Annotated in this window: 9 protein-coding genes; 8 read left to right on the forward strand and 1 reads right to left on the reverse strand. The window is 72.0% G+C overall.

Annotation, left to right across the window (positions count from 1 at the left end):
- Positions 1–12 precede the first annotated feature (12 nt).
- The 6 genes from ELQ39_RS09115 to ELQ39_RS09140 all read left to right on the forward strand — a co-directional run bounded on the left by ELQ39_RS09115 (position 13) and on the right by ELQ39_RS09140 (position 6,763).
- Positions 13–1,656: a sensor histidine kinase gene (locus tag ELQ39_RS09115; RefSeq protein ID WP_242591604.1), complete on the forward strand. Its 1,644-nt coding sequence runs from the start codon at positions 13–15 to the stop codon at positions 1,654–1,656.
- Positions 1,653–2,336, forward strand: coding sequence for a response regulator (locus tag ELQ39_RS09120; RefSeq protein ID WP_242591605.1), 684 nt, complete (start codon positions 1,653–1,655; stop codon positions 2,334–2,336). Before ELQ39_RS09115 ends, ELQ39_RS09120 begins: the two co-directional genes overlap by 4 nt.
- A gap of 189 nt (positions 2,337–2,525) precedes the next feature.
- The gene (locus tag ELQ39_RS09125) at positions 2,526–3,917 is read left to right on the forward strand and encodes an extracellular solute-binding protein (RefSeq protein WP_242591606.1); all 1,392 of its coding nucleotides are present in this window, start codon (positions 2,526–2,528) and stop codon (positions 3,915–3,917) included.
- Positions 3,918–3,936: 19 nt separating this feature from the next.
- Positions 3,937–4,884 carry a carbohydrate ABC transporter permease gene (locus tag ELQ39_RS09130; protein ID WP_242591607.1) on the forward strand — a complete coding sequence of 316 codons (948 nt, stop codon included), beginning with the start codon at positions 3,937–3,939 and terminating at the stop codon, positions 4,882–4,884.
- Between the two features lie 5 nt (positions 4,885–4,889).
- Complete coding sequence (locus ELQ39_RS09135) at positions 4,890–5,753, forward strand: carbohydrate ABC transporter permease (protein ID WP_242591608.1); 864 nt, start codon at positions 4,890–4,892, stop codon at positions 5,751–5,753.
- A 287-nt stretch (positions 5,754–6,040) separates the two neighbouring features.
- Entirely contained in the window at positions 6,041–6,763 is a 723-nt protein-coding gene (locus ELQ39_RS09140; RefSeq protein WP_242591609.1) for a helix-turn-helix domain-containing protein, read from the forward strand.
- A 131-nt stretch (positions 6,764–6,894) separates the two neighbouring features.
- Here the strand turns inward: ELQ39_RS09140 and ELQ39_RS09145 are convergent, their stop codons facing one another.
- Complete coding sequence (locus tag ELQ39_RS09145; protein WP_033275475.1) at positions 6,895–7,920, reverse strand: ATP-dependent 6-phosphofructokinase; 1,026 nt, start codon at positions 7,918–7,920, stop codon at positions 6,895–6,897.
- A 212-nt stretch (positions 7,921–8,132) separates the two neighbouring features.
- On the opposite strand from ELQ39_RS09145, the gene pta reads away from it, so the two are divergent.
- Positions 8,133–10,229, forward strand: a complete 2,097-nt coding sequence (pta, locus tag ELQ39_RS09150; protein WP_225626448.1) for a phosphate acetyltransferase — start codon at positions 8,133–8,135, stop codon at positions 10,227–10,229.
- Positions 10,226–11,437, forward strand: a complete 1,212-nt coding sequence (locus tag ELQ39_RS09155) for an acetate kinase (RefSeq protein WP_242591610.1) — start codon at positions 10,226–10,228, stop codon at positions 11,435–11,437. Before pta ends, ELQ39_RS09155 begins: the two co-directional genes overlap by 4 nt.
- Positions 11,438–11,464: the final 27 nt, after the last annotated feature.

Genomic DNA, 11,464 nt, shown 5'->3' on the forward strand with positions numbered 1-11,464 from the left:
CAGACTGGCGGGATGCGTATCCCCCTCCCCCGGCCCCGCAGTCTCGCGGGGCAGCTCTTCGCCATGCAGGCCGTGCTGCTCACGGTCGTCGTGGCGGGGTACGCGCTGGCCACCTATCTCAGCCACCGCGGCGAGGCCGAGGAGGCAGCGGGACGGCAGGCCACCTCGGTGGCCCTCTCGGTCGCCGACTCGCCCTCCGTGCGGGAGGCGATCCGCTCGTCCGACCCGTCGGCGCGGCTCCAGCCGTACGCGGTGGCGGTGGTGCGCGACACCGACGTGGACTTCGTCACGATCATGGATCCGCGGGGCATCCGCTGGACCCACCCCGACCCGGCCCAGATCGGCCTGCCCTTCCAGGGGCACACCGGCCCGGCGCTTCGGGGACGCACCTTCACCGAGACCTACACCGGCACACTCGGCCCGTCCGTGCGGGCCGTGACGCCGGTGAGGGACGGCGACCGGATCGTCGGCCTGGTCAGCGCGGGCATACGGGTCGAGGAGATCGGCCGGCGGGTGCAGGAGCAGCTGGCCGCGCTGCTGGCGGTCGCGGCGGGCGCGCTCGGGCTCGGCGCGGTCGGCACGTACGTGATCAACGCGCGGCTCCGCCGGCACACCCACGGCATGAACGCGACCGAGCTGAGTCACATGCACGACTACCATCAGGCCGCGCTGCACGCCGTGCGCGAGGGTCTGCTGATGCTGGACGGGCAGTTCCGGGTGGCGCTGATCAACGACGGCGGCCGGGAGCTGCTCGGGGTGGACCAGGAGGAGGACGTGGTGGGCCGGTCGGTCGCGGAGCTGGGTCTGCCGGCCCCGCTGACGGGCGCGCTGCTCGCCTCCGAGCCACGGGTCGACGAAGTGCACCTCACGGCCGACCGGGTGCTGGTGGTGAACACCTCGCCGGTCACCGGCGGCCAGCGGCGCGGCTCGGTGGTGACGCTGCGGGACGTCACCGAGCTGCAGTCGCTGATGGGCGAGCTGGACTCGGAGCGGGGTTTCACGCAGGCGCTGCGCTCCCAGGCGCACGAGGCGGCGAACCGGCTGCACACCGTGGTGTCGCTGATCGAGCTGGGCCGCGCCGAAGAGGCCGTGGAGTTCGCCACCGCCGAGCTGGAGCTGGCGCAGGCGCTCACCGACCAGGTGGTGGCGGCGGTGAGCGAGCCGGTGCTGGCGGCGCTGCTGCTGGGGAAGACCGCGCAGGCCAACGAGCGGGGCGTGGAGCTGGTGGTGTCCCCGGACAGCCGCCTGGACGACGGCCTGCTCCCGGAGGCGCTGCCCTCCCGCGACCTGGTGACCATCCTCGGCAACCTGATCGACAACGCGGTGGACGCGGCGCAGGGCGGGGTGCGGCCGCGGGTGACGGTGACGGCGCTGACCGAGGAGGACGGTTCGGAGCTGGTCCTGCGGGTCGGCGACACCGGGCCGGGCGTCGACCCGGACCGCACCGAGGAGCTGTTCCGGCTCGGCTACACCACCAAGCCGTCCGGTCCCGGCGGGCGGGGTCTGGGGCTCGCGCTGGTCCGGCAGGCGGTGTCCCGGCACGGCGGCACCCTCGCGGTGACCTCCGGCGAGGAGGGCGGCGCCGTGTTCGACGTGCGGATCCCGCTGCGGGAGACGGCCGGTGTGGTCGTGAACGGCGCGGGCGGTGCCGTGTGACCGGGCAGCCGATCAGGGTGCTGGTCGTCGAGGACGACCCGGTCGCCGCCGACGCGCACATGACGTACGTCGGGCGGGTGCCCGGCTTCGTCGCCGTCGGCAAGGCGCACACCGGGGCCGCGGCCCGCCGGGCGCTCGACCGCACCCCCGTCGACCTGCTGCTTCTCGACCTGCACCTGCCGGACGTGCACGGACTGCAGCTGGCCCGCACCCTGCGGGCGGCCGGCCATCACGCCGACGTGATCGCGGTGACGTCGGCGCGGGACCTCACGGTGGTGCGCGAGGGGGTGTCGCTCGGCGTCGTGCAGTACGTGCTGAAGCCGTTCACCTTCGCGACGCTCCGCGACCGGCTGGTCCGGTACGCCGAGTTCCGCGCCGCGGCCGGCGAGGCGAGCGGCCAGGACGAGGTCGACCGCGCGCTCGCGGCCCTGCGCGCCCCCGGCCCGGCCGCCCTCCCGAAGGGCCTCAGCGGGCCCACCCTGGAACGCGTCTCCACGGTCCTGCGCGACGCCCCCGACGGCCTCACCGCCACGGGCGTCGCGGAGGCGGTCGGCATCTCCCGCATCACGGCCCGCCGCTACCTGGAACACCTCGTCGACTGCGGCTGCGCGGCCCGCCGGCCCCAGTACGGGACGGTGGGGCGGCCGGAGCTTCAGTACCGGTGGGTCTCCGGCCGCTGAACCGCGCCGTCACGCCGCTCGCGCGGACCGCACGGCCTGCGAGGCGAGCCCCGCCGAAGCTCACGAAGCCTTCACCGCCCCCGGCGGTTCCCCCTGCGCACGCTCATTGACCCGACCGGACCGGTCAACTTACGTTCGCCAGGCAGCCGTCCAGGCCACAGTGTCGTGTGCCCGTAGGAGGTCGTGCCCGTGCGCCCCACCGCCGCCCGCCCCCGCACCACCGTCCGTCCGACCGCGTTCGTCGCCCTCTGCGCCGCCGCCCCGCTGCTGCTGACCGCCTGCGGCGGCGGGTCCGGCGGGGACCCGGACACGCTGAAGGTGTCCTTCAAGCAGTCCACGGACAACTCCGTGAAGGTGATGGACACCTATCTCGCCGGCATCAAGCAGCAGTTCGAGAAGGCCCACCCCGGCAAGAAGGTGGAGCTCGTCCCCATCAAGGCGCCGGACGCCGAGTACTACACCAAGCTCCAGCAGATGCTCCGCTCCCCCAGGACCGCGCCCGACCTGGTGTACGAGGACACGTTCCTCATCAACTCCGACATCACCAGCGGGTACTTGAAGCCGCTGGACCCCTACCTCGCCGGGTGGAAGGACTGGGACCGGTTCGCCGGCACCGCGAAGGCCGCCGCCCAGGGCGAGGACGGGAAGACGTACGGCGTCCCCGACGGGACCGACACGCGCGGACTGTGGTTCAGCAAACACGTCTTCGCGAAGGCGGGGCTGCCCGCGAACTGGCAGCCGAGGACCTGGGAGGACGTCCTGGACGCCGCCCGCACCGTCAAGAAGGAGGTGCCCGGCGTCATCCCGCTGAACGTCTACACCGGCAAGCCGGTCGGCGAGGCGGCCACCATGCAGACCTTCGAGATGCTGCTGTACGGCACGAACGACGGCACGTCGGACCCGCTGTACGACAAGGACAGCAAGAAGTGGATCACGGCGGGCAAGGGCTTCCGGGACGCCCTGACGTTCGTCGAGACCGTCTACAAGGAGAAGCTCGGGCCCGACGTCGCCGACGCCCTCGACCCCAACGTGGGCACCCGGGTGCGCGGCGAGTGGCTGCCGGAGGGCAAGCTCGGGATCGCGCTGGACGGTTCCTGGCTGCCGCAGGACTGGCTGGAGGGCAGCGGCCACGAGTGGCCCGAGTGGTCGAAGGAGCTGGGGCTCGCGGCGATGCCCACCCAGCACGGGCAGGCGCCCGGCAAGGTGAGCATGTCGGGCGGCTGGACCTGGGCGATCCCCGCCAAGGCGGCCAACCCCGACCTGGCCTTCGAGTTCGTGAAGACGATGCAGACCAAGGCCAACGCGCAGAAGTGGTACATCGCCAACTCCGGCATCGCGGTCCGCGAGGACGTCGCGTCCGATCCGGCGTACACGGCGGCCCAGCCCGGCATCCGGTTCTTCACCGACCTGGTGGAACACACCCACTACCGGCCCGCGTACCCGGCGTACCCGAAGGTGTCGACCGCCATCCAGGAGGCGATGGAGGCCGTGACCACGGGTGACGCGTCCGTGGAGGAGGCCGCGCGGGGCTACGACGAGGCGCTGCGCGACGCCGCCGGCGGCCAGGTCACCTCGCAGTGAGCGGCGACGGGACGCGCCGATGACCGCCGCCGCACCGCAGGCGGGCCCGGACCTCGTGAAGACCCCGGGCCCGCCCGCCGCCTCCCCGCCCCCGCGGGACCGGCGCGCCCTGCGCCGGTCCCTCCCCCGCTTCCTGCCGCTCACCCCCGCGCTCGCCCTGCTGCTCGTGTTCCTCGCGGGGCCGATCGCGTACTGCGTCCTCATCGCCTTCACCGATCTGCAGCTGACCGGTCAGGCCGAGGAGTCGTTCGTCGGTCTGGACAACTTCCGCCGGGCGTTCCGCGACGACGCGTTCCTCAACGCCGTGTGGCTGACCCTGGTGTTCACGGTGGTGTCGGCGCTGGTCGGGCAGAACACGCTGGGCCTTGCGCTGGCCGCGCTGATGCAGCGGGCGTCGAAGCCGGTGCGCACGCTGACCGGCGGTGTCGTCGTCACGGCGTGGGTGCTGCCCGAAGTGGTGGCGGGGTTCCTGCTGTACGCGTTCTTCCGCCGCGAGGGGACGCTGAACGCGGTCCTGGACTGGCTGCATCTGCCGTCGCAGAACTGGCTGTTCACCCTGCCCGTCCTGGCGGTGTCGTTCGCCAACGTGTGGCGCGGCACGGCGTTCTCGATGCTGGTGTACTCCGCCGCGCTGAACGAGATCCCGAAGGAGATCACCGAGGCGGCCGAGGTGGACGGCGCGAGCGGGTGGCGCCGGATGTGGCATGTCACGCTGCCGATGATCCGCCGCTCGATCGGCACCACGCTGATGCTCAACACCCTGCAGACGCTCTCGGTGTTCGGTCTGATCTGGGTGATGACGCGGGGCGGCCCCGGCGGGAAGAGCCAGACGCTGCCGCTGTTCATGTACGAACAGGCCTCCCAGAACAGCCTGATCGGGTACGGCACGGCGGTGGCGCTGCTGCTTCTGCTGGTGGGCTCGCTGTTCTCGCTGCTGTACATGCGTCTGCTGCGGACGGAGGTCTGACCGCCATGTCCCCGTCCACGCGGTCCTTGTCCTCGCGGTCCTTGTCCTCGCGCCGCACCGCCCGGCGGCTGGCCGCCGACGCCGGGCTGCTCGTCGTCACCGTCGCGTTCCTGCTGCCGCTGGCGTGGGTGGTGCTCTCCGCGGTCGACCCGCACGCCGGTCTGCGGGTGAAGACCCCGGACGGGGTCACGCTGGAGCACTTCGACGCGATCCTCACCGACGAGATCACCTTCACCCCGCTGCTCAACAGCCTTGTCCTGTGCGGGGGCGCGACCGCGCTGACCGTGGTGTGCGCGGCGCTGGCCGCGTATCCGCTGTCCCGCTACCGGTCGCGGCTCAACCGGCCGTTCCTGCTGACGATCCTCTTCGCGACCAGCCTGCCGATCACCGCGATCATGGTGCCGGTGTACGCGCTGTTCGTGCGGGTGAACCTGATCGACACGATGCAGGGCACGATCTTCTTCTTCGCGGCGTCCCAGCTCCCGTTCGCCGTCTGGCTGATGAAGAACTTCATGGATGGCGTGCCGAAGGAGCTGGAGGAGGCGGCCTGGACCGACGGGGCGTCCTCGCTCCAGTCGCTCGCGCGGATCGTGCTGCCGCTGATGGGGCCGGGCGTGGCGGTGGTGACCGTCTTCTCGTTCGTGATGATGTGGGGAAACTTCTTCGTCCCGTTCATGCTGCTGCTCAGTCCGGATCTGATGCCGGCGTCGGTGAGCATCAACGACTTCTTCGGCAACCGCGGGATGGTGGCGTACGGCCAGCTCGCGGCGTTCTCCATCGTCTACTCGACGCCGGTGATCCTGCTGTACGTGCTGATCTCCCGGCGGCTGGGGGCGGGGTTCGCGCTGGGCGGTGCGGTGAAGGGGTGACCGGCGGATTCGCGCCGCGTGCGCGGACGCGGGCGGAGGGGCGCACGGGGCGCGGGGCTCGTACGGGGGTACGAGGGGCGGGCGTCCGTTCCGTCCGGCTCGTGCGCGAAGCGGGCGCGCACGGGCTCGCATATGCCCGCTGAGCGTGCCGTTCGCAATACGGAGCGCCTCACTCCGCGACCGGTGCGGTCCTCCCTCCGAAACGCGACCGGCCGGTAGCCGTACCTTCCTACGATCCGTGAGCCTGGCCGAACAGACCGTAGTCACCCCCGGCGGGCGGGCCTAGCTTGTGGGCCGTGCGCCGACCTCCCCCTCGCAGTGACCGCCATCCGCCCCCTCCGTTCAACGCCCCCGCCGCCCGGCGGCTGCGCGCCGCGCTGGGCCTGGACCCGGACCATGTGGCCCGCGCCCTGCGCGCCTCCTACGACCTGCCGTACGTCACGCCGGCTCTCGTCGCCGCGTGGGAGCGCGGCAACGCCTCCCCGTCCCATCCCGAACTCGCCGCCCTGGCAGGCGTGCTGTGGTGTTCCCCCGGCGAACTCATCGGCCGCCCCCGCACGTTGCGCGAGCACAGGATGGCCCGCGGCCTGGCGCCGGAGGACGTCGCCCACACCGTGGGGCACGAACTTCACGCGTACCTGCGGATGGAGGAGACGGGCCGGTGGCGCGGCACCGAGCGCCAGACGGCCGCACTGACCCGGATGCTCGGTCTGTCCCTTGCCGACGTCCTCACCGTCACCGGCCGCGAGGAACACCTCGCGGAGCTGCTGCGTGACGCGGTGACCACGCGCTGGCAGGCGTACGTCCGGCCGGTGTCGAAGATCGCCCCGCTGGAACGGCGTCTCCTGGAGGAGGTGCTGCACCGGCTGCACCGGGACTACCAGGGCCACATGGCCGCCACCCTCAGCTGGGGCGGCGGCCCCGCCGACGCGTCCGACCCGGGCCGCGACTTCCTCACGCACGTGGTCGACCACTTCTGGACGGCGGTCGAGGACGGCGGCCGCGCCTGAACGGCACGAGGCTCTTGATGCGGACCCGGGCCTTCCTGTGGTGCCGCTCCTGACGAGCTCCCACGCGGCCACGGGCGACGTCGGGGGTGCGAGGGCGCTGCCCCGCACCCCCCCGGGACGGAGGGCGCGGTCTAGAAGACCGACTCCGCCTCGTCCATGCGGTCCTTCGGGACGGTCTTCAGTTCCGTGACGGCCTCCGCGAGCGGGACCATCACGATGTCCGTGCCGCGCAGGGCGGTCATCCTGCCGAAGTCGCCCCGGTGGGCGGCCTCCACCGCGTGCCAGCCGAAGCGGGTGGCGAGGACGCGGTCGTACGCGGTCGGCACGCCGCCGCGCTGCACGTGGCCGAGGATGACCGGCTTGGCCTCCTTGCCGAGGCGCCGCTCCAGCTCGTACGCCAGGGCCGTGCCGATGCCCTGGAAGCGCTCGTGGCCGAACTTGTCGATCTCGCCCTTGCCGTAGTCCATGGTGCCCTCGGCCGGGTGGGCGCCCTCGGCAACGCAGATCACGGCGAACTTCTTGCCCCGGTCGAAGCGCTCCTCGACCATCTTGACCAGCTGGGCCGGGTCGAAGGGACGCTCGGGCAGGCAGATGCCGTGGGCGCCGGCCGCCATGCCGGACTCCAGGGCGATCCAGCCCGCGTGCCGGCCCATGACCTCGACGACCATCACCCGCTGGTGGGACTCGGCGGTGGTCTTCAGGCGGTCCATCGCCTCGGTGGCGACGCCGACGGCCGTGTCGAAGCCGAAGGTGCGGTCCGTGGAGGAGATGTCGTTGTCGATCGTCTTGGGGACGCCGACCACCGGCAGACCGGCGTCGGACAGCATGCGGGCCGCCGTCAGCGTGCCCTCGCCGCCGATCGGGATGAGCGCGTCGATGCCGAACTCGTGGATCATGTCGGAGGCGTTCTCGCACGCCTCGCGCAGCCGGTCGCGCTCCAGCCGGGAGGAGCCCAGTATGGTCCCGCCACGCGCCAGGATGCCGCTGACCGCGTTGAGGTCGAGGGTGCGGTAGCGGCCGTCCAGCAGGCCGGAGTAGCCGTCCTCGAAGCCGATGACCTCGTCGCCGTAGTTGTCCACCGCCCGGTGCACGACCGACCGGATCACTGCGTTCAGTCCAGGGCAGTCGCCGCCTGCGGTGAGGACTCCTATACGCATCGTGCTGTGTCTCCTGGTCGCTGTCGATACCGGTGAGCCACTGCCGATTCTTTCATGTCCCCCGGAGCACCGCCGACGACCCTGTGCGCGGGCGTCTTAGCCAGCGCCGCGGGTATTGTCAAGAGGGATCCGCTCACCTGTGTGGGCGGTTTTGAGGCCCCGCCTCGTCCTCGCGGCCCCCGACGAAGCCCCCGACGAAACGGAGAGCGCGCGTGACCCGCAGCGTGTACGTGACCGGCATCGACCGCGGCGACGGCCGTCAGGTCGTCGAACTCGGGGTCATGGAGCTGCTGACCCGGCAGGTCGACCGGGTGGGCGTGTTCCGCCCCCTGGTGCACGACGGGCCCGACCGGCTCTTCGAACTGCTGCGCGCCCGCTACCGGCTCTCCCAGGACCCCGCAACCGTCTACGGCATGGACTACGCGGAGGCCTCCGCGCTCCAGGCCGAGCGCGGCACGGACGAGCTGGTGTCCACCCTCGTCGACCGGTTCCACCTGGTGGCCCGCGACTACGACGTGGTGCTGGTCCTCGGCACCGACTACGCGGACACGCAGTTCCCGGACGAGCTGTCCCTGAACGCCCGCCTCGCCAACGAGTTCGGCGCCTCGGTCATCCCCGTGGTGGGCGGCCGCAAGCAGACCGCCGAGTCCGTGCGCGCGGAGACCCGCAACGCCTACCGCGCCTACGACACCCTCGGCTGCGACGTGCTGGCGGTGGTGGTCAACCGGGTCGCGCGCGAGGACCGGGACGAGATCGCCGAACGGCTCGCCACCCGGCTGCCGGTGCCCTGCTACGTGCTGCCCGACGAGCCCGCCCTGTCCGCGCCCACGGTGTCCCAGATCGCCCACACCCTGGGGGCGAAGGTGGTGCTCGGCGACGACTCCGGGCTCGCCCGCGACGCCCTGGACTTCGTCTTCGGCGGCGCGATGCTTCCCAACTTCCTCGCCGCGCTGACCCCCGGCTGCCTCGTGGTGACCCCGGGCGACCGGGCCGACCTCGTGGTGGGCGCGCTGGCCGCGCACAGCGCCGGCACCCCGCCGATAGCCGGGGTGCTGCTGACCCTGGACGAGGTGCCCGGCGAGCGCATCCTCACCCTCGCCGACCGGCTCGCGCCCGGCACGCCGGTGCTGTCCGTGCCGAGCAACAGCTTCCCCACCGCCGAGCAGCTGTTCTCCCTGGAGGGCAAGCTGAACGCGGCCACCCCGCGCAAGGCGGAGCTGGCGCTCGGCCTGTTCGAGCGGTACGCCGACACCGCCGAGCTCACCCGCGAGGTGTCCGCGCCCAGCAGCGACCGGGTCACGCCGATGATGTTCGAGCACAAGCTGCTGGAGCAGGCCCGCTCCGACCTGCGCCGGGTGGTGCTGCCGGAGGGCGGCGAGGAGCGGGTGCTGCACGCGGCGGAGGTGCTGCTGCGCCGGGGCGTGTGCGAACTGACGCTGCTCGGCGACGTCGACCAGATCCGCAAGAAGGCCGCCGACCTGGGCATCGACCTCGGCGACACCCAGCTGATCGACCCGGCCACCTCGGAGCTGCGGGACTCCTTCGCGGAGAAGTACGCGGCGCTGCGCGCCCATCGGGGCGTGACCGTGGAGCTGGCGTACGACGTGGTGTCCGACGTGAACTACTTCGGCACGCTGATGGTGGAGGAGGGCCTCGCCGACGGCATGGTGTCCGGCTCGGTGCACTCCACGGCGGCGACCATCCGCCCGGCCTTCGAGATCATCAAGACCCGCCCGGACGCCGACATCGTCTCGTCGGTGTTCTTCATGTGCCTGGCCGACAAGGTGCTGGTGTACGGCGACTGCGCGGTCAACCCGGACCCGGACGCCGAGCAGCTCGCCGACATCGCGGTGCAGTCGGCGGTCACGGCGGCGCGGTTCGGGGTCCAGCCGCGGATCGCGATGCTGTCGTACTCGACGGGCACCTCCGGTTCCGGCGCCGACGTGGACAAGGTGCGCACCGCGACCGAGCTGGTGCGCGAGCGCCGGCCCGACCTGCGGATCGAGGGCCCGATCCAGTACGACGCGGCCGTCGAGCCGTCGGTCGCGGCGACCAAGCTGCCGGACTCCGAGGTGGCCGGCCAGGCGACCGTGCTGATCTTCCCCGACCTGAACACCGGCAACAACACCTACAAGGCCGTGCAGCGCTCGGCCGGCGCGATCGCCGTCGGCCCGGTCCTCCAGGGCCTGCGCAAGCCGGTCAACGACCTGTCCCGGGGCGCCCTGGTGCAGGACATCGTCAACACCGTCGCGATCACCGCCATCCAGGCGCAGTCCCCGGCCCCGAGCGAGAAGGCAGCCGCCCAGTGAGCCCGTCCCGCGTCCTCGTCCTCAACTCCGGCTCCTCTTCGGTGAAGTACCAGCTGCTGGACATGAGCGACAGCAGCCGGCTGGCGTCCGGTCTTGTCGAGCGGATCGGCGAGCGCACCTCGCTGGTGCGCCACACCCCGCTGGCGTCGGGAGGCGAGACCAGGGAGCGCACCGGTCCGGTCGCCGACCACGACGCCGCGCTGAAGGCGATGGCCGAGGAGCTGGCCGCCGACGGCCTGGGCCTGGACTCCCCCGAGCTGCTGGCGATCGGCCACCGGGTGGTGCACGGCGGCAAGTACTTCACCGAGCCGACGGTGATCGACGAGCGGGTGCTCGCCGAGATCGAGCGGCTGATCCCGGTGGCGCCGCTGCACAACCCGGCCAACCTCACCGGCATCCGCACGGCGACGGCGCTGCGCCCCGACCTGCCGCAGGTCGCCGTCTTCGACACCGCGTTCCACACCACGATGCCGGAGTCCGCGGCCCGCTACGCGATCGACGTGGAGACCGCCGACGCGCACCGGGTGCGCCGCTACGGCTTCCACGGCACCTCGCACGCGTACGTCTCCCGGGCCACGGCGCGGCTGCTGGGGAAGGCGCCCGAGGAGGTGAACGTGATCGTGCTGCACCTGGGCAACGGGGCGTCCGCCTCGGCCGTGCGGGCGGGCCGCTGCGTGGACACCTCCATGGGGCTCACCCCCTTGGAGGGGCTCGTGATGGGTACGCGGTCCGGTGACATGGACCCGGCCGTCATCTTCCATTTGATGCGCGTCGGCGGAATGTCCGCCGACGAGGTCGACGCCCTCCTGAACAAGAGGAGCGGGCTGGTCGGACTGTGCGGGGACAACGACATGCGGGAGATCCGGCGCCGGATCTCCGAGGGCGACGAACGGGCGAAGCTCGCCTTCGACATCTACATTCACCGGTTGAGGAAGTACATCGGCGCCTATTACGCCGTTCTCGGACGGGTGGACGCGGTGGCCTTCACCGCCGGTGTCGGCGAGAACTCCGCCGAGGTGCGTGAGGCCGCCGTGGCGGGCCTGGAAGGGCTGGGCCTCGCGGTGGACGGCGGGCGCAACGCCGTGCGCGGCGGCGGGGCGCGGCTGATCTCGCCCGAGGGGGCACGGGTCGCGGTCGCGGTGGTACCCACGGACGAGGAAATGGAGATCGCACAGCAGACATACGCACTGGTCGGAAAGAACAACTGAGCAGCGGGAACCTCATTTGTACATTCC

It is taken from the genome of Streptomyces sp. GB4-14, from assembly GCF_022696125.1.
Lineage (GTDB): Bacteria > Actinomycetota > Actinomycetes > Streptomycetales > Streptomycetaceae > Streptomyces > Streptomyces werraensis.